At 72.2% G+C, this 21,656-nt stretch carries 17 protein-coding genes; 10 read left to right on the top strand and 7 right to left on the bottom strand.

What is annotated here, in order from left to right; genetic code table 11:
• Both VIG79_RS10495 and VIG79_RS10490 read right to left on the bottom strand, forming a co-directional pair.
• Window positions 1–3,027: Rne/Rng family ribonuclease (locus VIG79_RS10495; protein ID WP_331885305.1), on the bottom strand; the 3,027-nt coding region annotated here is incomplete at its 3' end.
• A gap of 158 nt (window positions 3,028–3,185) precedes the next feature.
• The gene (locus VIG79_RS10490) at window positions 3,186–3,977 is read right to left on the bottom strand and encodes a TIGR03936 family radical SAM-associated protein (RefSeq protein ID WP_331885303.1); all 792 of its coding nucleotides are present in this window, start codon (window positions 3,975–3,977) and stop codon (window positions 3,186–3,188) included.
• Between the two features lie 245 nt (window positions 3,978–4,222).
• Between VIG79_RS10490 and VIG79_RS10485 the strand changes: the two genes are divergently transcribed.
• Complete coding sequence (locus tag VIG79_RS10485; RefSeq protein ID WP_331885301.1) at window positions 4,223–5,179, top strand: serine/threonine-protein kinase; 957 nt, start codon at window positions 4,223–4,225, stop codon at window positions 5,177–5,179.
• A gap of 28 nt (window positions 5,180–5,207) precedes the next feature.
• On the opposite strand, the gene VIG79_RS10480 is transcribed toward VIG79_RS10485, so the two are convergent.
• From VIG79_RS10480 to VIG79_RS10470, 3 genes are all read right to left on the bottom strand, one after another.
• Entirely contained in the window at window positions 5,208–7,577 is a 2,370-nt protein-coding gene (locus VIG79_RS10480; protein ID WP_331885299.1) for a xanthine dehydrogenase family protein molybdopterin-binding subunit, read from the bottom strand.
• Between the two features lie 67 nt (window positions 7,578–7,644).
• A complete protein-coding gene (locus tag VIG79_RS10475) occupies window positions 7,645–8,448 on the bottom strand; it encodes a lysophospholipid acyltransferase family protein (RefSeq protein ID WP_331885297.1) in 804 nt (267 codons plus the stop codon).
• Window positions 8,449–8,496: 48 nt separating this feature from the next.
• Complete coding sequence (locus tag VIG79_RS10470) at window positions 8,497–8,955, bottom strand: MarR family transcriptional regulator (RefSeq protein ID WP_331885295.1); 459 nt, start codon at window positions 8,953–8,955, stop codon at window positions 8,497–8,499.
• Window positions 8,956–9,037: 82 nt separating this feature from the next.
• Here VIG79_RS10470 and VIG79_RS10465 point away from each other — a divergent pair, with 82 nt between their 5' ends.
• The 7 genes from VIG79_RS10465 (at window position 9,038) to VIG79_RS10435 (ending at window position 18,160) form a co-directional block, all read left to right on the top strand.
• Window positions 9,038–10,936, top strand: a complete 1,899-nt coding sequence (locus VIG79_RS10465; RefSeq protein ID WP_414672615.1) for an ABC transporter ATP-binding protein — start codon at window positions 9,038–9,040, stop codon at window positions 10,934–10,936.
• A 286-nt stretch (window positions 10,937–11,222) separates the two neighbouring features.
• Window positions 11,223–13,928, top strand: coding sequence for a valine--tRNA ligase (gene valS / locus VIG79_RS10460; protein ID WP_331885293.1), 2,706 nt, complete (start codon window positions 11,223–11,225; stop codon window positions 13,926–13,928).
• Window positions 13,929–13,970: 42 nt separating this feature from the next.
• Window positions 13,971–14,768, top strand: coding sequence for a DUF4129 domain-containing protein (locus VIG79_RS10455; RefSeq protein ID WP_331885291.1), 798 nt, complete (start codon window positions 13,971–13,973; stop codon window positions 14,766–14,768).
• Window positions 14,765–15,280, top strand: a complete 516-nt coding sequence (locus tag VIG79_RS10450) for a hypothetical protein (protein WP_331885289.1) — start codon at window positions 14,765–14,767, stop codon at window positions 15,278–15,280. Before VIG79_RS10455 ends, VIG79_RS10450 begins: the two co-directional genes overlap by 4 nt.
• A 2-nt stretch (window positions 15,281–15,282) precedes the next feature.
• Complete coding sequence (locus VIG79_RS10445) at window positions 15,283–16,248, top strand: MoxR family ATPase (protein ID WP_331885309.1); 966 nt, start codon at window positions 15,283–15,285, stop codon at window positions 16,246–16,248.
• A complete protein-coding gene (locus VIG79_RS10440) occupies window positions 16,245–17,588 on the top strand; it encodes a DUF58 domain-containing protein (RefSeq protein ID WP_331885287.1) in 1,344 nt (447 codons plus the stop codon). Before VIG79_RS10445 ends, VIG79_RS10440 begins: the two co-directional genes overlap by 4 nt.
• Window positions 17,585–18,160 carry a hypothetical protein gene (locus VIG79_RS10435; RefSeq protein ID WP_331885285.1) on the top strand — a complete coding sequence of 192 codons (576 nt, stop codon included), beginning with the start codon at window positions 17,585–17,587 and terminating at the stop codon, window positions 18,158–18,160. The genes VIG79_RS10440 and VIG79_RS10435 overlap by 4 nt, the downstream gene beginning before the upstream one ends.
• On the opposite strand, the gene VIG79_RS10430 is transcribed toward VIG79_RS10435, so the two are convergent.
• Window positions 18,157–18,513, bottom strand: a complete 357-nt coding sequence (locus VIG79_RS10430; protein ID WP_331885283.1) for a TraR/DksA family transcriptional regulator — start codon at window positions 18,511–18,513, stop codon at window positions 18,157–18,159. The genes VIG79_RS10435 and VIG79_RS10430 overlap by 4 nt on opposite strands.
• A gap of 289 nt (window positions 18,514–18,802) precedes the next feature.
• On the opposite strand from VIG79_RS10430, the gene VIG79_RS10425 reads away from it, so the two are divergent.
• Both VIG79_RS10425 and glsA read left to right on the top strand, forming a co-directional pair.
• Window positions 18,803–19,174, top strand: a complete 372-nt coding sequence (locus tag VIG79_RS10425) for a hypothetical protein (protein ID WP_331885281.1) — start codon at window positions 18,803–18,805, stop codon at window positions 19,172–19,174.
• Window positions 19,175–19,222: 48 nt separating this feature from the next.
• On the top strand, window positions 19,223–20,251 hold the full coding sequence (gene glsA / locus VIG79_RS10420; RefSeq protein WP_331885279.1) for a glutaminase A: 1,029 nt from the start codon (window positions 19,223–19,225) through the stop codon (window positions 20,249–20,251).
• A gap of 77 nt (window positions 20,252–20,328) precedes the next feature.
• Here the strand turns inward: glsA and VIG79_RS10415 are convergent, their stop codons facing one another.
• A complete protein-coding gene (locus VIG79_RS10415; protein ID WP_331885277.1) occupies window positions 20,329–21,591 on the bottom strand; it encodes an MFS transporter in 1,263 nt (420 codons plus the stop codon).
• Between the last annotated feature and the right edge of the window lie 65 nt (window positions 21,592–21,656).

The following is a 21,656-nucleotide window of genomic DNA, read 5'->3' as shown; positions in this document are numbered from 1 at the left end:
GCGTCCCCGGTTGCGGCGCCCACCTGTGCGCGGCTGCTCGGCCGACTCGTCGTCCGGACCGTCGCCCTCGGCGACCGTGGCCGGCCCGGCGCTCGGCTCGTGCTCGTCCTTGGCCGGGGTGCCGGAGCGGTCCCGGCGTCCACCGCCGGAGCTGCCCGGACCGCCGGTGTGCCCGCCGCCCGAGCCGTTCCCGCTGCCGGAGCTGTTCCCGCCGCCGGAGGCGCCGCTGCGGCGCTTCTCGTCCACCGGGTCGAGGTGCACGACCACGCCACGGCCACGGCAGTGGTCGCACGGCTCGGAGAAGACCTCGAGCAGGCCCTGACCCACCCGCTTGCGGGTCATCTGCACCAGGCCGAGCGAGGTGACCTCGGCGACCTGGTGCTTGGTGCGGTCGCGGCTGAGGCACTCGACGAGACGCCGCAGCACGAGGTCGCGGTTGCTCTCGAGCACCATGTCGATGAAGTCGATGACGATGATGCCGCCGATGTCGCGCAGCCGCAGCTGGCGGACGACCTCCTCGGCCGCCTCGATGTTGTTCTTGGTGACCGTCTCCTCGAGGTTGCCGCCGGAGCCGACGAACTTGCCGGTGTTGACGTCGACGACGGTCATCGCCTCGGTGCGGTCGATGACCAGCGAGCCGCCGGACGGCAGCCACACCTTGCGGTCCATCGCCTTGGCGATCTGCTCGTCGACCCGGTACTGGGTGAACAGGTCGTCCTCGCTCGTCCACTTGGTGATCCGGTCGGCGAGGTCCGGGGCCACGCTGGTGACGTACTCCGAGACCTCCTGCCAGGCCTGGTCACCGGCGACGACGAGCTTCGCGAAGTCCTCGTTGAAGATGTCGCGGATGACGCGGACGGTGAGGTCCGGCTCGCCGTGCAACAGCAGCGGTGCCCCACCGCCCTTGTTCTTCCTCTTGCCGCCACCGCCGGTCGCCGCCTCGGCCTTGGCCGTGATGTCGGCCCAGGTCGCGGTCAGGCGCTCGACATCGGCGCGCAGCTCCTCCTCGGAGGCTCCCTCGGCCGCGGTGCGGACGATGACGCCGGCGGTGTCGGGGACGACCTCCTTGAGGATCTTCTTCAGCCGTGCGCGTTCGGTCTCGGGCAGCTTGCGGGAGATGCCGGTCATCGAGCTGTTGGGCACGTAGACGAGGTACCGCCCGGGCAGCGAGATCTGCGACGTGAGCCGTGCGCCCTTGTGGCCGATCGGGTCCTTGGTCACCTGGACCAGCACGCTCTCGCCCGAGGTCAGCGCGTTCTCGATGCGCTTGGGCTGGTTCGCCTCCAGGCCCGCGGCGTCCCAGTTGACCTCGCCGGCGTAGAGAACCGCGTTGCGGCCCTTGCCGATGTCGACGAACGCCGCCTCCATCGAGGGCAGCACGTTCTGGACCCGGCCGAGGTAGATGTTGCCGGCCATGGAGACGCTGGTCTCCTTGGAGATGTAGTGCTCGACGAGGACGCCGTCCTCGAGAACTCCGATCTGGGTGCGGTCGCCAACGTGGCGCACGACCATGACCCGGTCGACGCTCTCGCGCCGGGCCAGGAACTCGGCCTCGGTGATGATTGTCCGGCGCCGTCCGGCCTCGCGGCCCTCCCGACGGCGCTGCTTCTTGGCTTCGAGGCGGGTCGAACCCTTGAGCGCGGTCACCTCGTCGCGACGCGACTCACGGACCTTGGTCGTCACGCCCGGCTGGTCCTCCTCGCCGTCCGAGCCACCACTGCGCCGGCGGCGACGGGTCCGGCGACGGGACGACGAGCTGCCGCCCTCGTCCTCGGCGCTGTCGGCGGCCGGCGTGCCTCGGCCGCCGGTCTCACTGTCGCGGCCCTCGTCCGCGGCCGCCCCCTCGGAGGCGTCCGCGTCGCCCGTGGACTCGGCGGACTCCGAGGACTCGGCGGTTGCCCCGCCCCCGGAAGAGCGTCCGCGGCGGCCCTTGCCACCACGGCGACGGCGGCGCCGCGGAACCTCGGTGGACTCACCGTCCTCGCCGGTCTCGCTCGAGGTGTCGTCGGGCTCGGCCTGCGGGTCCGAGCCGGCCTCCGGCTGGGCGCCGCGGCCCTGGTCGGCGAGACCCTGCGCGCTGACGTCGGGGGCGGCCGAGGGGGCGGACGCCCGGCGGCGGCGCCGGCTGGGTGTCGACGGAGCCTGGAACAGCGGTCCGTATGCGCCGGCGGCGGCCTCGTCGCCGGCCGCGGCCACCTTCGTGTCCGTCGACTCGTCGGTAACTCCGGCAACTCCGGCGTCAGCCGTCACCACCTGCCGGCCGTCGGTCTCATCGGTCTCGTCGGTCTCATCGTCCTCGTCGTCCTCGCCGGGCGGGACGACGGTCGCAGGCTCGAGCCGGTCGAACCGCAGCGCCTCCTCGTCGATGAGGCTGCGGGCGTCGGTCGTCGGCTCCTCGGCCGGGCGGGCCGACCGACGACGGGCCCGCTTGGCGGGCCCGGCCGTCTCGGTGACCGGCTCCGACGCGGCTGCGGCCTCGGGGGCGTCGGCGCCCTCGGGGACCTGGGAGACGTCGGGGGCCTGGAAGGCCTCTAAGGCGTCGGAGGGGCCGGCGGGGTCGGTCACGGAGGTCGAACCCTCGGCCGACTCGCGGACCGGTGCCGCAGTCTTCTTCGCGGCCGCCTTCTTGGTGGTCCGCGTGGCCTTGCCCGCCTTCGTGGCCTTGGCCGGCTTGCCTGTCTCGGTCGTCTCGGTCGTCTCGGTCGTCTCGGTCGGCTCGGTCGTGGCGGTGCTGCTGGTGCTGCCGGTGGCGGGCTCGGCGTCGGGAGCGCCGGCGGCGACCTTGGCCGCCCTCGATGCCCTCGGCGTCGTCGCCTTGCTGGTGGCGGCCTTGGTCGTCTTGGCCGCCGTCTTGCGGGTGCGGGTCCGGGGCGCCGGTGCGGTCTCCGGCTCAGCCGCGGGGTCGACGCTCTCGGCCGGCTGCTCGGGGCCCGGGTCCACCCGCTCGGAGTGGTCGGGCGCGCCGGCGTCGAGGCTGCCGGTGTCGGTGGAGTCCTGCTGGTCGGTCTGGTCGTACTCGGATGCCATGTCGGCGTCCTCTCCGTCTCCACGGGAGGTGCCACACCGGCCCTCTCGGGCCCAGATCTCTCGTGTGCGGTGTCGGTGTCGTCGTCACCAGGGTTCTGGTGCGACGGAAGTCGTCGTCCTACAGCGGGGTCGGCTCGCGCGACTGGCGCGGCACCGTCTCAGCTGCCGCCGACCTTCCCGTCGGTGGCCAGTGGATCAGCCACCGCCGCGACTCCGTGTACCAGCGGACCCTGCGCCAGCCGCGTCACCAGAGGTGGCGCCGGCGGCACGAGATCCGCGACCGCACGCAGCGCGGACAGAATGTCGTCGGGGCGTACAGCCGGTGTGGTGTGCCGTACGACCATCCGCATTGTCGCACACCCCGCCTCTCCAGCCGGCACCGCGTCCGGCACGGCCCGCGTCACGCTCGCCGGCTCGACCACGCGCATGTCCAGAACGGCCTCCCGGGTGTCGAAGGTCCGGGGTCCGGTCTTGAACGTTCGGGTCACCTCGGCCCGGTCCACGGCGAGGAAAGCATCGACCGCCGCCTGGAGGGTCTCGGGGTCCACCCGGGGTACAGCGATGACCCAGTCGCTGGCCTCCAGCCGGTCGGCGAGCGAACCCGGGCCCGCCTCGACCACCTCGAGGATGTCGAGTCCCGCCGGCAGCGCGTCGTCGAGCGCGACCCGGACCGCCTCCGGGTCGACCCGTTCGCTGACCCCCAGCTCGACGTACTCGGCCTCGCTGGCGGTCCCCGTCGGTGCCGCGTTCGCATACGAGATCCGAGGGTGCGGGTGGAACCCCGCGCTGAACGCCATGGGGACGTCGGCGCGGCGCAGCGCACGCTCCAGGGCGCGCTGGAAGTCGCGTGTCGACGAGAACCGCAGCCGTCCCCGCTTGGCGTAGCGCAGCCGCAACCGCTGCACGACCGGCGCCGGCGGCGGACCCTCGGGTACGCGGCGTCCGGGCATGCGCGGCAGGGTACGCGACCGGCCGAGGACCGCCTCGTACCCATGACCCCGAGGCCCTCCAGCGGTAGGCCGGATCGGGACCGACGGCGATCTCGTTCGGTTTGACAGGCCTCCTACCGGACGGAAGCATCGCCACGGAGGCCAGGCCCGGGGGTACGGAAGCTGGCCCAGCGCCGAAGGACGAGTGTGACGAGTCGCCATACCCCCGCATCTCCCGCGATCCACCTGCTCGGAAGAGTGGTCCCGTGAACTACGAAGCGGGCCTCCTGCTGGCGGGGCGTTATCGCCTGGAGGACGTCATCGCCGTCGGCGGCATGGGACAGGTGTGGAGGGCCCTCGACGAGACGCTGCAGCGACCGGTGGCCGTCAAGGTGGTGCGGCCCGGTGCGACGAACCGGGAGACGTTCATGGAGCGGTTCCGAGCGGAGGCGCGCAACAGCGCGGCGCTCCAACACCCGAACATCGTCACGGTGCACGACTTCGGCGAGGGCGAGGAGTCGGCCTACCTCGTCATGGAGCTGATCGACGGTGAACCGCTCTCCGCCATCCTCGAACGGCGCGGACCGTTGCCGCCCTCGGAGGCTCGCGACATCCTGTATCAGGCCGCGCTGGCGCTCGGCGCAGCTCATGAAGCCGGGGTGGTCCACCGCGACGTCAAACCCGCGAACATCGTCGTCGACGCGAGCGGGTACGCCCGGCTCACCGACTTCGGGATCTCCAAGGCCGCCGCGGGATCCGACCTCACGCAGATCGGCGAGGTGCTCGGTACCGCTCACTACCTCTCGCCGGAGCAGCTCCAGGGACAGCCCGCCGGCCCGTCCAGCGACATCTACTCGCTAGCGGTCGTGGGGTACGAGCTGTTGACGGGAACGCGTCCGTTCCAGGGCGAGTCGGTGGTGGCGACCGCTCTCGCCCACGTCGTCCACCCCGCCCCCGACCTGCCGGACGTCGTCCCCGAGCCACTGCGGACCACCGTCATGGCCGGGCTCGCCAAGCGACCCGAGGACCGGCCGGCCGACGCCGCCGCGTTCGCCGAGGCCCTGATGCTGCCGCCCGGGACCATCCCTGAACACCTCCTGGCCGGGTCCCGGTCGGCGGTCAGCCCGGTCGTCGCCGGGCCCGGCATCCCCGCACTCACGGTGCTCCAGGAGACCGGCTCCGAGGAGGCCACGGCAGCGTGGGTCGGTCCCCCGACGGCCTGAACCTCCACACCGCCGTGATGCGCCGAGCTCAGATCGCGGCGGACTCGTCCGACTCGTCGTCGCCGGACCGCACCGCGAGCCCGTCGAACACGTCGGGGGGCTCCCGCCAGATGTCCGGCAACGAACCGTCGTGCGCCTGCTGGATCGCGCGCAGCACCCGGTCCGGCGTCAGTGGCATGTCGAGGTGACGGATGCCCAGGTGGCTCACCGCGTCGACCACCGCGTTCTGGACCGCCGGCGTCGAACCCACGGTGGCTGACTCGCCGATTCCCTTGGCGCCCAACGGGTTCATCGGAGTGGGGGTCTCGGTGTTGGACACCGTCACGCTCGGGACCTCCGTCGCCGCGGGCATGTTGTAGTCCGCGAACGTCGCCGTGACGGGGTTGCCGTCGGCGTCGTACTCGAAGTGCTCCCAGAGGGCCTGTGACATGCCCTGAGCGACGCCACCGTGCTGCTGGCCACCGACGAGCAGGGGGTTCAGGACCCGGCCACAGTCGTCGACGGCGATGTGCTTCAGCGGCGTGACCAGGCCGGTCTCGGTATCCACCTCGACGACCGAGACGTGCGCTCCGAAGGGGAACGTCGCGTCGGCCGGCTTGAAGTCGTGCTCCGCCTGCAGCGGCTCGTCGTCCTCGGTCGCGCGGCTCGCCACCTCGGCCCACGACACCGACTGTCCGGGGACGCCGGCCACGGAGAACGACCCCTCGGTGAGCTCGATGTCGGCCACCGAGGCCTCCAGCAGCGTGCCCGCTACTCGCCTGGCCTGCTCGACCACGATGTCGGCGGCGCCGGAGACCGCACTGCCGCCCACCTGCAGCGAGCGCGAGCCGCCGGTGCCCGCCCCGCGCGGCACGGTCGCGGTGTCGGACTGCTCGAACCGGATCCGCTCCAACGGGATCCCGAACCGGTCGGCGACGAGCATCGAGAACGCCGTCGCGTGACCCTGGCCGTGGGACGACGTCCCGGCCCGGACGGTCACCATGCCGTCGTCGGCCACCCCGACGAACCCGTACTCCCCCGACCCGCCGCCGGTGATCTCGGCGTAGACGGCGATCCCGATGCCGAGCAGCCGCGTGTCGCCGCGCGCGAGACGCTCGGCCTGCTCCGCCCGCAACCGGTCGTACTCGGCGATCTTCAGCGCCTCCCGTAGCGGGAGGTCGTAGTCACCGGAGTCGTAGGTGAGGCCGGTCAACGTGTGGAACGGGAAGGCGTCGGCCGAGATGAAGTTCCGGCGCCGGATCTCGACCGGGTCGATACCGAGCTCGTCGGCCGCGACGTCGACGAGACGCTCGAGCATCGCGGCGGCCTCGGGCCGCCCGGCCCCTCGGAAGGCCCCGATCGGCGCCGTGTTGGTCAGGGCGGCGATGCCCGCGTAGCTGAGCTTGGGGATGTCGTAGACGCCGGTGGCCATGATGTAGGTCGTCGAGTAGGCGAAGGTGCCGCCGAAACCCGCATACGCGCCGCAGTCGCCGACGATCCGACAGCGCAGCCCGGTGAACCGGCCGTCGTCCGTCAGTCCGAGCTCGACGTACTCGACCTGGCCGCGGCCCTGCATCGAGAGCATCGCCTCCGACCGGGTCTCGGTGGCCTTCACCGGGCGGCCCAGCCGACGGGCGACGGCGACCGCCACGGTGTGCTCGACGGGGAGCCCGGCCTTGCCGCCGAACGCGCCGCCGACGAACGGGGCGATGACGCGTACCCGCTTCTTGTCGAGCTGGAAGGTGCGGGCGATGGCGGCCCGCGCCCCGTGCGGCATCTGGGTCGAGACGTAGGCGGTCACCTCGACGTCGTCGGCGTCCTCGCCGGGGATGACGAGGACGGCGTTGCCCTCCATGGGCGCGACGGCCAGCCGCGGGTTCTCGATCCGCACCCGCACGACCCGGTCCGCGCCGGCGAGCGCGTCCTCCACGTCGTCGGGATCCCGTTCGCCGCCGACGACGTTGCCCGGGACCCCGTCGAACTGCAGGGGTGCTCCGGGGGCCAGCGCCTCCTCCATGTCGACGACCGCCGGAAGCGGGTCGTAGTCCACGTCGACCAGCTCGACCGCGTCGACGGCCTGGGAGCGGGTCTCGGCGACGACCACGGCGACCGGCTCGCCGACGAACCGGACCCGGTCGGTCGCGAGCGGCGGCCGGGCGCAGTCCGGGTTGACCTCGAAGAACAGGTACCCGGCGGGCAGGTCCAGGTCGGCGGCCGTGAAGACGCCGACGACACCCGGCGCCGCGCGAGCGGCCTCGACGTCGGCGACACGGATCCGCGCGTGGGCGAAGGGACTTCGTACGAACGCGAGGTGGAGGGTGCCGTCGACCACCAGGTCGTCGACGTAGTCGCCCTTGCCCTGCACGAGATCGGGGTCCTCGACGCGCGGGACTGCGTTGCCCATCAGTGAACCGGCCACGCTCGCGACTCTAGGACCCGGCGGTGGTCACCGCCTGACGGGGTATGCGAGGGCGCGCCGAGGCGGGTCAGGCCTGCGGACCGGCCTTCGGCGCCGCGGCGGCCCGCTCCGCCTTGCGGGCGGCGCTCGCCTTGCGGATCGCGTCGCGCCGCTCGTCGTCGTCCAGCTGGTTGGCCTCCTCCAGCGTGGGCGCCGTGCCCCCGAGCCGGGCCGGGAGGAAGACCAGGTCGTCGCCGGTCATCGGCTCGTAGGAGTCCTGCAGCGCGTGCAGCATGTCCTCCATCACCGCGTGCACCTTGGTCGTGGCCTCGTCGACGCTGTCGCCCGGCGCCACGGGCACCGGCTCGCCGATGGCGATGACGATCGGGACGTTGGTGCGACCGAGGCGCTTGGGGTGACCCTTGGTCCAGACCCGCTGCGACCCCCACATGACGACCGGCAGCATCGGGACGCCGGCCTCCTGCGCCATCCGGGCGGCGCCGTTCTTGAACGCCTTGAGCTCGAAGGAGCGGGAGATGGTCGCCTCGGGGAAGACCCCGACGATCTCCCCCTCGCGCAGGAAGCGGACCGCGAGCCCGTAGGACGCGGCGCCGGCGGACCGGTCGACGGGGATGTGCTTCATGGCCCGCATCAGCGGCCCGCTGACCTTGTGCGTGAAGACGCTGTCCTTGGCCATGAACCGGACGAAGCGGCGAGCCGGTCGCGCCGCATACCCGGCGTAGGTGAAGTCCATGTAACCGGTGTGGTTGATGACCATCACCGCCCCGCCGCGCCGCGGCACGTGCTCGGCTCCGGTGACGGTGAAGCGGATCCCCTGCGCTGCGAAGACGCCCCGCGCGACCGTGATGACGCTCGAGTAGACCGGCTCCATGACGACAACCTACGGGACCGTAGCCTCCGGGGCCACGCTCTGGGTCGGTCAGCTGCGGTGACCGCGCGAGCGGGGGTCCTCGCCATCCGCGACCAGCGAGCCGAGGATCCGCTGCAGCTGCTCGCGGTCGTGGGCCGAGAGCGTGTCGAAGAGGGTGCCGGCGACCTGCTCGCGGGACTGCCGGATCGCCCGCACCTGCGCCTGCCCCTCGGCGGTGAGGTCGAGCGAGACCGCGCGGCGGTCACGGGGGTCGGGAGTGCGCTCCAGCAGCCCCGCCTCCACCAGCCCGTCGACCACCTCGGTCACCGAGCGGGGCGAGATGCGGAGCCGGGAGGCGAGGTCGGTGGGCCGCAGGCCCGGGGTGAGGGCGACGACGAGTAGCGCGCGGCCTTGATGGGGCGAGAGCCCCCAGGGGGCCAGCCCGTCACGCCAGGCGGACCGGAGGCGGCCCGCGACGGCGGTCACGAGCTCGGCCAGTGTCGGCTCCGCGGGGGTCGGGGAATTCACCGCCGAAGTCTAGCGTTGAGAGGGATGCCTCATTATGAGGTAGCCTCATTATCTTGCTACCTCACTGAAAGGAGTGGTGCGCATGGCTCGCCTTCCAGAGTCCTCACCCACTCGCCGCACCCACCCCGGTATGCCCGACGGCCTCGGCGGCGGTCCCGGCGGCGGCGGCCGCGGTCCGCGCCGGGTCGACCCCGCCGACCGCGCCCAGCTCGCCGAGTCTCCCGTGAGCTGGCGTCGCGTCGGCTCCCTCTTCGCGCCCTTCCGTGCCCGGGTCGTCCTCGTGGTCGCCCTCATCGTGGCCTCGTCCGTCGTCTCCCTCGCCTCCCCGTTCCTCCTCAAGCTGGTCATCGACGACGCCCTCCCCCAGCAGGACGTCCGGCTGCTCCTCCTCGCCGTCGGTGGGATGCTCGCCATCACCGTGGCGACCGCCGTGCTCGGCCTCGGGCAGACCTTCATCTCCACCCGCGTGGGCCAGGAGGTCATGCACGGCCTGCGGACCGATGTCTTCAGCCACCTCCAGCGCCAGTCGCTCTCCTTCTTCACCCGGACCCGCGGCGGCGAGGTCCAGTCCCGGCTGACCAACGACGTCGCCGGCATGCAGTCCGTCGTCACCTCGACCGCGACATCGATCGCGTCCAACGTCACGACCGCGGTCGGGACCGCGGTCGCCATGGTCGCGCTGAGCTGGCGGCTCAGCCTGCTGTCCCTGCTGGTCATCCCCCCAGCCATCTGGCTGACCCGCCGGGTCGCGCTCCTGCGGCGTGACGTCACCGCCAAGCAGCAGCGCCGGATGGCCGACATGCTCACCCAGGTCGACGAGGGACTCTCGGTCAGCGGCATCCAGCTGACCAAGACGCTGGGCGCGACCGAGACGACCTCGGCCCGGTTCGCCGCGACGTCGCGCGAGCTGGTCGACCTCGAGGTCCAGTCCCAGCTGGCCGGCCGCTGGCGGATGGCGACGATGAGCGTCGTCTTCGCCGCGATCCCCGCGCTGATCTACCTTGCCGCGGGTTTCCCCGCGACGTCCGGTGGGATGACCATCGGGACCCTGGTCGCGTTCACCGCGCTGCAGTCCGGCATCTTCCGCCCGCTCATGGGCCTGCTCGACGTGGGCGTCTCGATCGTCAGCTCGATGGCTCTGTTCAGCCGGATCTTCGGCTACCTCGACCTCGAGGTCGAGGTGAAGGCACCAGCACACCCCGTCGCCGTCGAGCCCGCCGCGGTGCGTGGTGAGGTTCGGATCGAGAGCGTGTCCTACCGGTACCCCGACGCGGACCGCGACGCCCTCGCCGAGGTCGACCTCGTGGTGCCCGCCGGCTCGTCGCTCGCGCTGGTGGGCGAGACCGGTTCGGGCAAGACCACGCTGGCCAGCCTGGTTCCGCGGCTGCGCGACCCGTCCGTGGGGCGCGTGCTGGTCGACGGCATCGACCTGCGCGACCTGTCCCTCGAGGACCTGTCCCGGATCATCGGCGTGGTCTCCCAGGAGACCTACCTGCTGCACGCGTCGATCCGGGAGAACCTCCTCTACGCGAGGCCGGACGCGACGGACGCCGACCTGTGGCAGGCCCTCGAGGCGGCCCAGATCGCCGATCTCGTCGCCACGCTTCCGGACGGGCTCGACACCGTCGTCGGGGCGCGCGGGCTGCGGTTCTCCGGCGGCGAGAAGCAGCGGTTCGCCATTGCGCGGACACTGTTGCGCGACCCTCGGGTACTCGTCCTCGACGAGGCCACCAGTGCCCTCGACAACGAGACCGAGCGTGAGCTTCAGGCGGCCCTCGACGAGGTGTCCCGTGGCCGCACCACGATCACCATCGCCCACCGGCTGTCGACGATCGAGCAGGCCGACCAGATCGCCGTCCTGTCGCACGGCCGGGTGGTCGAGCGCGGGACGCACGAGTCGCTCCTCGCCGACGGCGGCCGATACGCCCGGCTGGCCGGCGAGGCGACGCATACCCCGTCGTTGGCCGTGGTCGGCGCCTGACCCACTCGGCTCCCCCGCGCCGCCGGCACGGCGCCGACAACGCCGCACGTGATGACGTTTTTACCGACATTCCGGACATCGACCCGGAATAGGCCATCACGTGCGGAGAACTTCGCGCGGGCACGCGTCGGCGCCCGTCCAGCGCTCAACCGGTCATGTCGCCGTCAGGTCGCAGGTCATGTCACGGCTGGTGGGGTCAGGACCACACCGATCGCGACATGACCCGCGACGTGACCGCCGTAACGCGTTGGAGCACGCCCGTCCCGGTCTGGGAGAATCCCCGACCATGACCACCTCCACACCCGCCCGTGCCACGACGGCACCCCAGATCCCCGAGAGGCCGTCCGTGGACGGCCTGGAGGAGAAGTGGGCGCAGGTATGGAAGGAGCAGGGGACCTACACGTTCGACCGCGAGCGGGCGCTGGCCGGCCGCCGGGACCAGATCTGGGCCATCGACACGCCGCCGCCCACCGCCAGCGGGTCCCTCCACATCGGGCACGTCTTCGGCTACACCGAGGCCGACTGCATCGCCCGCTACAAGCGGATGGCCGGCCTCGAGGTGTTCTACCCGATCGGCTGGGACGACAACGGGCTGCCCACCGAGCGCCGGGTGCAGAACTACTACGGCGTCCGCGGCGACGCGACCCTGCACTACGACCCCGACTTCGTGCCCCCGCACGAGGGAAGTGCGTCCGACAAGGCCGCCGACCAGGTGCTCATCAGCCGGCGCAACTTCAACGAGCTGTGCGAGACCCTCACGGTCAAGGACGAGGTGCTCTTCGAGGACACGTTCCGCCTGCTCGGTCTGGCCTACGACTGGAACATCAGCTACCGCACCATCGACGACCGCTCCCGTGCGGTGAGCCAGACGTTCTTCCTGCGGAACCTCGCGCGCGGCGAGGCCTACCAGGCTGAGGCTCCCGGTCTCTGGGACGTGACGTTCCAGACCGCCGTCGCGCAGGCCGAGCTCGAGGCGCGCGACTACCCCGGCGCCTACCACCGCATCGCCTTCCACCCCACGGCCGACCCGGACCAGGCGGTCTACATCGAGACGACCCGGCCTGAGCTGCTCCCCGCGTGCGTCGCGCTCATCGCCCACCCCGACGACGAGCGGTATGCGTCGCTCTTCGGAACCACGGTCACCTCACCGGTGTTCGGGGTCGAGGTGCCGGTGGTGGCCCACCCGCTGGCCGAGATGGACAAGGGCGCCGGCATCGCGATGTGCTGCACGTTCGGCGACCTCACCGACGTGCAGTGGTGGCGCGAGCTGCGGTTGCCGACCCGCTCGGTGGTGACCCGCGACGGTCGGATCCAGGCCGACACTCCCGCCTGGATCACCAGCGAGACCGGACAAGAGACGTTCGGCCAGATGGCGACCAAGACCATCTTCTCCGCCCGGACCGCGGTGGTCGAGGCGCTCAAGGCGTCCGGCGACCTGTCCGGCGACCCCGTCCCCACCCAGCGCAAGGCGAACTTCTACGAGAAGGGCGACCGCCCGCTCGAGATCGTCACGTCGCGGCAGTGGTACATCCGCAACGGCGGCCGGGACGAGGCGATCCGCGAGCAGTTCCTCGAGCGCGGCCGCGAGCTCGACTTCCACCCCGGCTTCATGCGGTCCCGCTACGAGAACTGGGTCGGCGGCCTCAACGGCGACTGGTTGATCAGCCGGCAGCGGTTCATGGGCGTGCCGATCCCCGTCTGGTACCCCGTCGACGATGCGGGCGAGGTCGACTACGACCACCCGATCGTCCCGGCCGAGGACGCCCTTCCGGTCGACCCGGCCGCCGAGGCGCCGGCCGGCTACGACGAGGACCAGCGCGACCAGCCGGGCGGGTTCCACGGGGACCCCGACGTCATGGACACGTGGGCTACGTCGTCGCTGACGCCCTACATCGCCGGGGGCTGGCAGACCGACCCGGAGCTGTTCGCCGCCGTCTTCCCCATGGACCAGCGCCCCCAGGGTCACGACATCATCCGGACCTGGCTGTTCTCCACGGTGGTGCGCGCGCACTACGAGTTCGGCTCGCTGCCGTGGCGCCACGCGACGCTGAACGGCTGGATCCTCGACCCCGACCGCAAGAAGATGAGCAAGTCCAAGGGCAACGCGACCACGCCCCTCGACATGCTCCAGGAGCACGGCAGCGACGGTGTGCGCTACTGGGCGGCGTCCGCCCGTCTCGGCATCGACGCGGCACTCGACACCGCGCAGATGAAGGTCGGCCGCCGGCTGGCCATCAAGGTGCTCAACGCCAGCCGGTTCGCCCTCTCGTTCGGCGACGTCGGCGAGGCGCTCGACACCAAGAGCCTGTCCGCGCTCGTCACCGAACCCCTCGACCGAGCCATGCTGGCCAGCCTGGGCGAGGTGGTCGACATCGCGACCGCGGCCAACGAGGCGCTCGACTACACCAGGGCCCTCGAGGTGACGGAGTCGTTCTTCTGGGCGTTCTGCGACGACTACCTCGAGCTGGTGAAGGACCGCGCCTACGGCTCGGACACCGACGAGGGAGACGGCGCGGACTGCGGCGCGGACTCCGGCGCGGACCCCGGCGCTGTGTCGGCGCGGGCCGCCTTGCGCCTCGCGCTGGACCTCCAGCTGCGGCTGCTGGCACCGGTTCTCGTGTTCGCGACCGAGGAGGTGTGGTCGTGGTTCCACGACACGTCGGCAGGTTCCGTGCACCAGGCGCAGTGGCCGACGACGGCCGAGCTCGGCGACGCCCGCGGGGCCGACCCAGCGGTCCTCGCGGCCGTCGGAGAAGCCCTCACGGGAATCCGCAAGGCCAAGTCGGACGCCAAGGTCGGTATGCGCGCAGAGATCACCGCGATGACCCTCGCCGGGGCGTCGGCCCAGCTCGACCGGGTGCGCACCGCCGAGGGCGACCTGCGGTCGGCCGGTCGCGTCCGCGACCTCACCTACGTGGTCGAGGAACCGTCGGCGGCGCTCGCCGTACGGGACGCGGAGATCGTCCCGCCGGAGCCCCGTCAGCGCGGCTGACGGAGCGCCCCGCCGTCACCACCCCGGGGTAGCGTGCCGGGCATGGGTGGCGGTGGGACGCGGGAGGTCCGCCTGCCCCGACCTCCTGGCGGCCCGGCTCCGTGGCTGGTGGGAGCGGGGCTGGCCGGGCTCGCCCTGCTCACCGTGGTCACCGCGTCCGGTCCGGTCGATGTCCTCAGCTCGACGGGGTCCGCGACCGGCACCGCCAGCCCCTCGCGGCCGCCCAGCGTCCCCCCGAGCTCGCCCACCGCGACGACGGCGACCACCGGTCCGTTCGGCGACCTGTCCACGCTCCCCAGCCTCCCACCGGTGGTGGTGGCGCTGATCCAGCTCGTGGTGTTCGGTCTCTGCCTCTGGGTGCTCTACCTGATCCTCCGCTACGCCTGGCGCAACGCCCCCCGGATGCGCAGCCGCACCGTCCCCCGGCGGCCGCTTCGGCCGCTGCCCGCCCTGCCCGACGAGCTGGTCGAGACGGCCGACGCGCGCCTGGCGCTGCTGGCGTCCGGCGAGCCACGCAACGCGATCGTCGCCTGCTGGGTCGACCTGGAGGACTCCGCCTCGGCCGCGGGCCTCCCCCGGCATCCCGCCGAGACCGCCGCCGAGTACACCATCCGCGTGCTCCACACCTGGGACATCGCGCCCGTGGCGCTGGGCGGTCTCGCCGAGCTCTACCGTGAGGCGCGCTACTCGCGACACCCGATGACCGAGGAACACCGCGCGCAGGCGATCGCCCGGCTCACCACGGTCCACGAGGACCTGCAGCGCGTCGCCGACGAGGCCGCTGCTCGGGCCGCGTTCGCCGAGGCCGAGGTCGCAGCGAGGCAGGCGAGCGACACATGACGCCCGGGCGAGGGCTCCCCAGCGGCCGGCGACTCGTGGTCCGGGTCGTGATCCTGTATGCGGTGACGATGCTCTTCCTCGTCCTGCTCCAGGCCTCGCCGTCGCCGGTGCTCGTCGCGGCGTTCTTCCTCGCTGCCGCAACGGTTTTCGCGGTCTTCAGCGAGCGGTTCACCAGCAGCCACAGCGAGCCCTGGATCGTCAACCCGCCGTCGACGGCCGGGCTCGGACGCGGCTCCGACCACCGCACCGCCGCGCTGGCGCGACGCCTCGAGGCCCGGGTCAACGAGCCCAGCCAGCGCCGCAACCTCGCGAGTGACCTCCAGCGCCAGCTGAAGGTCGTCCTGGCGGACCGGGTCCGTCGCGAGCGAGGGTGGGACATCGTCGCCCACCCCGACCTCGCCTACGAGGCCCTGCCGTCCGACCTCGCCGACCTCGTGACGCGTCCACCGGACCTTCGGCTGGCCGACGCGCAGTACCTGTCCGCACTCCTCGACAGAATCGAGTCGCCGTGAGCATGCCCCTCGCGCAGGTCTCCGAACAGGGTCAGCGCATCCTCGACGAGGTCGAGCGTGCCGTGGTCGGGAAACGGCAGCCGCTCACCCTGGTCCTCAGCGCGATCCTCGCCGGTGGTCACGTCCTCATCGAGGACTTCCCCGGGCTGGGCAAGACCCTCGCCGCCCGGTGCTTCGCCACCACGCTCGGGCTGGAGTTCACACGAGCCCAGTTCACCCCCGACCTGCTGCCCGGGGACCTCACCGGATCGTTCGTCTACGACCAGCGCGCACAGGAGTTCGCGTTCCGGCGCGGACCACTGTTCACGGGGCTCCTCCTCGCCGACGAGATCAACCGCACACCGCCCAAGACCCAGTCGGCGCTGCTCGAGGCGATGCAGGAACGCCAGGTCACCGTCGAGGGCCAGACCTTCCCGCTCGCGCGCCCGTTCCACGTCCTCGCCACCGCGAACCCCGTTGAGTACGAAGGCACCTACCCCCTTCCCGAGGCCCAGCTCGACCGGTTCCTCATGCGCGTCTCCTTCGGGTACCCGTCGGAGTCGCAGGAGCTCGACGTCCTGCGCAACCGGGTCGCGCGCCAGCGCGAGGAGGTCTCGCTCGACCGGGTCACCGACGCCACGGGGCTTCTCGCGATGCAGGACGCGGTCGAGACCGTGGGCGTGGACGACACCGTGGCCGCCTACTGCGTCGCTCTCGCAACGGCGAGCCGTGACCACCAGCACTCGATGCTCGGCGCGTCGCCCCGCGGGTCGCTGGCCCTGATGCTCGTCGGCCGGGCGCACGCAGTGCTGCGGGGCCGCGACTACCTGACCCCTGAGGACGTCAAGGCGGTGGCGATCCCGGTCCTCTCGCACCGGATCACCGTCCGGCCGGAGCTGTGGATGAGCAACGTCACCGGGCGCACCGTGGTCGAGAGCATCCTCGCCACCGTCCCCACCCCCTCCGCCCGGGAGGCGCGACCGTCGTGACCGGTTCCCCGCGGCCCACCGTGTTGCCGGAGTGGCGGCCGACCGCCGCCCACTTCCGCGCGACCCTGCTGGGGGTCGTGGGCGCCGTCGTGGCGCTGGCGATGAACCGGCCCGACCTGCTCGTCCTCATCACGCCGTGGCTGGTGGTGACGACCTGGGCGTGGCTGGGTCGTCCCCAGGAGCGGGTGACCGTGAGCACCGCCGTGGGGCACGGAACGCTGCGCGAGGGGGAGGCGACCGTGCTGCGGGCGACCGTGTCCATCCCCGACGGCGTGGACGACGTGGTCGTGGCCGTGTCGCCGTCGGTGTTCGTGGAGCAGGACCCGCCGCTCGGCATCCGGGTCATCGGCCGGTCCGAGGGCCGGCCCGTCGCCGGCGACGAGTCCTTCCGCCAGGCCGGTGCCGCCGTCGTTGTCCGCTCGACCCGCTGGGGCGCTCGCTCGGTGGGTCCCGTGCGGTGCGGCGCCTGGTCGACGTGGGGGGCCTACCGCAGCGGACCGGTCGACTCGGAGCCGCAGCGACTGGTGACGTTGCCGTTGCCCGCTGTCTTCACCCCGACGGCACCGATGCCGCACCCGGAGGGGCTCGTCGGCGCATACCGCGCGCAACGACCCGGGAGCGGAAGCGAGTTCGACCGGCTGCGGCCGTTCCAGGTGGGCGACCGGCTCCGGCGGATCCACTGGCCGGTGTCGCTGCGCACCGGAACCCTGCACGTGACCTCGACCTACGGCGACGAGGACTCGCAGATCGTCCTCGTCGTCGACGGGACCAGTGATCTGGGCCCACGCGAGGGCCTCGACGGCCGGCCGACCAGCCTCGACCTGACCGTCCGGGCGGCCGGAGCCATGGCGGAGCACTACCTCGGGGTGGGCGACCGGGTCGGCCTGCGGGTTGTCGGCGCGGCGCGGGTGCCGCGGGTGCCGGTCGGCAGCGGCCGGGCGCACCTGCGCCGGGTGCTCGGGTCGTTGGCCCTGATCGAACCGGCGACCGATCGTGACGACGACGGCGAGTATGCGATCGCCGGGATCGGTGCCGGCGCCGTCGTCTTCGTGCTGTCGCCGCTGGTCGACCCGGCCATGGTCGACGTGGTCGCCCGGCTCGGCTCCCGAGGGCTGACGACCGTGGTCGTGGACACCATGCCGGAACACCTGTGGCGCAGCGAGAACGACCCCTACACCGCGCTCGCGTGGCGGCTGCGCCGGCTGAGCCGATCGGTCGACGTCCACCGCCTGACCTCTGCGGGCATCCCGGTCGTCGCGTGGCAGGGGCCGCAGAGCCTCGACCAGGTGCTGCGCGAGCTGTCCCGCCGCGCCCGCGCTCCTCGGATGGCTCGCCGGTGAGCGCGTCGCGGCCGGACCCGGTCCGGCAGCTCCGGTTGGTCCGCCTGGGGCTCTCGGAGGAGTACGGCGCACCGCAGCTGCTGTTGTGTGCGGTGGTCATCCTCGCGCCGGTCGTGTTCCTCGGGGCGACGATCCTCGCCGGTGCCGGGTTCACCTGGTGGTTCCTCGTACTCACGCCGCTGGCCGCCGTAGGCGCCGCCCGGCCCGAGTCGACCGGGCACCTGGCCCTGTGGGTCCTGCTGCTCGTGGTGTGGGTGGGGGGGGTGCCGGGTCCGTTCACCTGGTGGTCGGTACCGGCCGCTCTCGCCGTCGCCGCGTCGCACACCGCGCTCGTCCTGCTCGGCGGACGGCCCACGTCCGGTGACCTGGCGGTGGACACCTGGTCACGGGTCCGCCGTCGGCTGGGGACCGTCGGTGCGATCACCGTCGCCGTGGCGGTGCTCGCGCAGCTGGTCCGCTCGATCCGGGTCCCGGGTCAGGTGGCCCTGGCGGTCATGGCCCTGGTCGCCGTCAGCGCCTGGCTGTGGTGGGGCACTCGCCAGACCGGTTCGGACGCCGAACCGGACGCCTAGGGACGGACGTCGGCGTGCCGGACGCAGGTCCGCGCGGTCGGCTTGGCCTCCAGGCGTTCCGCGCCGACGGGCCGATGACAGACCGCGCAGCTCCCGTAGGTCCCGGCCGCCAGCCTCCCGGTGGCGGCGTCGATCTCCTCGAGGTTCGCGCGCGCCCGGCGGATCAGCGATGACAGCTGGGAGCGTTCGTACGCGATCGTCTGACCCTCGGGGTCGTGTTCGTCATCGGCATTGGTGTCGCGGGAGGCGGCGAAGAGATCGGTCAGGTCCTGCTCCATCCGCGCGAGCTGAGCCGTTACCGAGGCCCGTTCCTCGGCGAGGCGAGCGACGACGACCGCTGGCGACGTGGACACGTCGCAGGATCCTCCCCCACGGCGGCCGGCCCGGTCCACGCCGTCAGCCACGGTGTCGCTCTCGGCGTCTCCGCGGGGTCGTGCTACGCGCGTCGGCGCGGCCGGCACGGCACCGGCACCCGGGCCGGCCCTCGCCGGAGCCCCCGTCTCGGGTGTCGGCGCATACCTGGGCCGCCACCTGGTGGGGGCGCGCACGGTGGCCAGCCACGACCCCGCGTACGCGGGCGGTCCGATCGCCTGACCAGAGCGAAACTCCGTCACGGAGCGCGATGGCTCCTACCGTGGTCGGATGCAGGTCCTCATCGTCGACGGCGCCAATGTCGTCGGCAGCCGACCCGACGGGTGGTGGCGTGACCGCGCCGGCGCCGCCCACCGACTGCACGACCAGCTGTCGGCCGCCGACCGGCCCGAGGACGAGATCGTGCTGGTCCTCGAGGGGCAGGCGCGGCGCGGCCCCCACGCCGGTCAAGAGGCACGCCTGCGCACCGTTCACGCTGACGGGTCCGGAGACGATGCCATCCTCGACGAGGTGAGGAGGCAGGTTGCCGTCGGGGACGGACGGGGCGTGGTGGTGGTGACCGCGGACCGGCAGCTGCGCCAACGCGTCGAGGAGGCCGGGGCCGACAGCCGAAGCCCGACGTGGCTGCTCGACCAGTGGTGACCGTGGCCGCGGCGTACGCTCTGGCCAACCGAGACCGGACGGGATCCCATGGCGAGACTCTCCATGCACGACCGACTCCCGTACGACGAGGCGACAACGCCGCCACGGGTCTCGACCGGCGACCTGCCGGATCCCGCCGACGTGCAACGCGTCGTCACCGAGGCCTTCCACCTCTACCAAGCGAACGCCGACGGCGTCGTCGCCGACTACATCCCCGCCCTGGCGGCAGCCTCCCCGGACCTCTTCGGCATCTCCGTGGTCGGTGCCCGGGGCCGGTCCTTCGAGATCGGCGACGTCGACACGCCCTTCTCGATCCAGAGCGTCTCCAAGCCGTTCGTCTTCGCCCTGGTGTGCGAGGCCGAGGGCTACGACTCCGCGAGGCAGCACCTCGGCGTGAACAGCACCGGGTTTCCGTTCAACTCGCTCATGGCCGTCGAGCTGAACGACGCCCGAACGATGAACCCGCTCGTCAACGCGGGGGCGATCGCCACCACCAGCCTGGTACCGGGCACCACGGCCGAGGAGAAGTTCGAGCACGTCCGCGACGGGCTGTCGCGCTTCGCCGGCCGCGAGCTGAGCATGAGCGAGGACGTGTATGCGTCGGAGGCCGGGTCGAACATGCGCAACCACGGCATCGCGCACCTGCTGAACAGCTACGGCCGGCTCTACTTCGACCCGGACGCGGCCACCGACGTCTACACGCGCCAGTGCTCCCTGGAGGTCACGGTTCACGACCTCGCGGCGATGGGTGCGACCCTCGCGAACGGCGGGGTCAACCCCGAGAGCGGTGACCGCGTCATCGCGGCGAGCGTGTGCCGCCGGGTCCTCGCGGTCATGGCCACCGCCGGCCTCTACGAGCTGTCCGGAGACTGGCTGTACGAGATCGGAGTTCCGGGAAAGAGCGGGGTGAGCGGAGGCATCGTCACCGTGGCACCGGGCAAGGGTGGACTGGCCACCTTCTCGCCGCCGCTGGACCCCGCGGGCAACAGCGTTCGCGGCCAGCTGGTCACCAAGTACCTGGCCGAGCGCATCGGGCTCAACCTCTTCGCCTCCGAGGCACGCCCTACGCTCTCCTGACCGAGGGGCGCGCGGTGACCCCCGGACGAGTCACGCCCTTGGCTTGGCCCGCGCGGTCCCCCCGGCGGACCAAGGCGTCAGTCGCCCTGCCTCTGGGTCGCCGCCAGCGCTGGGTCGCGCAGGACGGACCACAGTCCCCAGAACGCCAGCGCGTTGGCGGTCAGGATCAGCCCGATGACCAGGGGGATGCTCTGTTCGTAGGCCAGCCCGAGAACGGCACCGGCGAGCAGTAGGCCGACACCCCGCACCAGAGCGAGCCAGCCGAAGGCGGTCGCCCGAGTGCCGGGAGGTACCAGCCGAGTCACCACCGCCTTGATGGTGGAGTCGAGGATGCCGTTGACGACGCCCCAGATCGCGACCCCGGCCCAGACCAGCACCGCGTTGGCGGTGAAGGCGATGGCAGCGCAGGAGGCGGCCGCGGGAACCAGGAGCAGGACTCTCGGACCTCGGCGGTCGTACGCCCGACCGGTCACGAGACCACTGACGCCGTCCACGAACATGGCCACGGCGAACAACACGGGTACCTGCGCTTCCGTCAGCAGGCCCTGGGTCTGGGCGTGGTACGCCAGCAGTGGGAACGAGGCGACGCCACACGAGAGCACTCCGACTGCGGCCATGTAGCGCCACAGCACCCGAGGCAAGGCCTGGCGAGCGCGCCGTACGGTTGCGGACGCCGGCGGGCCCGCACCCGCGGGCACCGCCGAGCCCATCGACTCGTACGAGATCGGGTCCGGGACCCGCCACCGCAGCCAGAACAGCAGCGCCAGGACGACCACCCCCGGCAGGGCGAGCACCGCGAACGCGGTCCGGTAGTCGCCGCTGCGCCACGACAGCACGGCCGCCAGGATCAGCGGCCCCGCGACGGCCCCTGCCTGGTCCATGGCTTGGTGGACGCCGAACGCGGATCCGCTTCCGGTCCGCGTGGAGGCGTGCGAGAGCAGCGTGTCCTTGGCCGGCGAGCGGACCGCCTTGCCGAGTCGCTCGGTCGCATACAGCAGCAGTGCCGGAGCCACGGCGGTGGTGACACCGATCAGCGGCACGCTCAGCACGGTCAGGGCGTACCCGACGATCGTCCACGTCCAGTAGTGCCGGCTGCGGCTGACCAGATATCCGGAGACGACGCGCAACCCGTAGCCGATGAACTCCCCGACCCCCGCGGCCACGCCGACCACGACCGCGGACGCGCCCAGCGTCGCGAGGAAGGGACCGATGATGCTGCGCGCGCCCTCGTAGACCATGTCCGCGAAGAGGCTGACCAGGCCGAACAGCACGACGAAGTGCCAGGGCGCGAGCATCCGCCGCACCGCCCGCGGCTGGGTCGGGCTCGCGGGAACCGTCACTGGTCAATCCAAGCACCGGCTTGGTGTGTCGGCAAAACCACTGCACAGCAACGAGATCCGCTCAG

Source organism: Lapillicoccus sp., from assembly GCF_036559105.1.
Classification (GTDB): Bacteria; Actinomycetota; Actinomycetes; order Actinomycetales; family Dermatophilaceae; genus Lapillicoccus.
Note: the sequence above shows the minus strand (reverse complement) of the source record. Positions and strands in the feature narration are given on the sequence as shown.

Bases quoted from the DNA above. Each gene is read 5' to 3' on its own strand.
- VIG79_RS10490 (WP_331885303.1), bottom strand. From the start codon at position 3,977: ATGCCCGGACGCCGCGTACCCGAGGGTCCGCCGCCGGCGCCGGTCGTG.
- VIG79_RS10475 (WP_331885297.1), bottom strand. From the start codon at position 8,448: ATGGAGCCGGTCTACTCGAGCGTCATCACGGTCGCGCGGGGCGTCTTC.
- VIG79_RS10465 (WP_414672615.1), top strand. From the start codon at position 9,038: ATGGCTCGCCTTCCAGAGTCCTCACCCACTCGCCGCACCCACCCCGGT.
- valS (WP_331885293.1), top strand. From the start codon at position 11,223: ATGACCACCTCCACACCCGCCCGTGCCACGACGGCACCCCAGATCCCC.
- VIG79_RS10455 (WP_331885291.1), top strand. From the start codon at position 13,971: ATGGGTGGCGGTGGGACGCGGGAGGTCCGCCTGCCCCGACCTCCTGGC.
- VIG79_RS10450 (WP_331885289.1), top strand. From the start codon at position 14,765: ATGACGCCCGGGCGAGGGCTCCCCAGCGGCCGGCGACTCGTGGTCCGG.
- VIG79_RS10445 (WP_331885309.1), top strand. From the start codon at position 15,283: ATGCCCCTCGCGCAGGTCTCCGAACAGGGTCAGCGCATCCTCGACGAG.
- VIG79_RS10425 (WP_331885281.1), top strand. From the start codon at position 18,803: ATGCAGGTCCTCATCGTCGACGGCGCCAATGTCGTCGGCAGCCGACCC.
- glsA (WP_331885279.1), top strand. From the start codon at position 19,223: ATGGCGAGACTCTCCATGCACGACCGACTCCCGTACGACGAGGCGACA.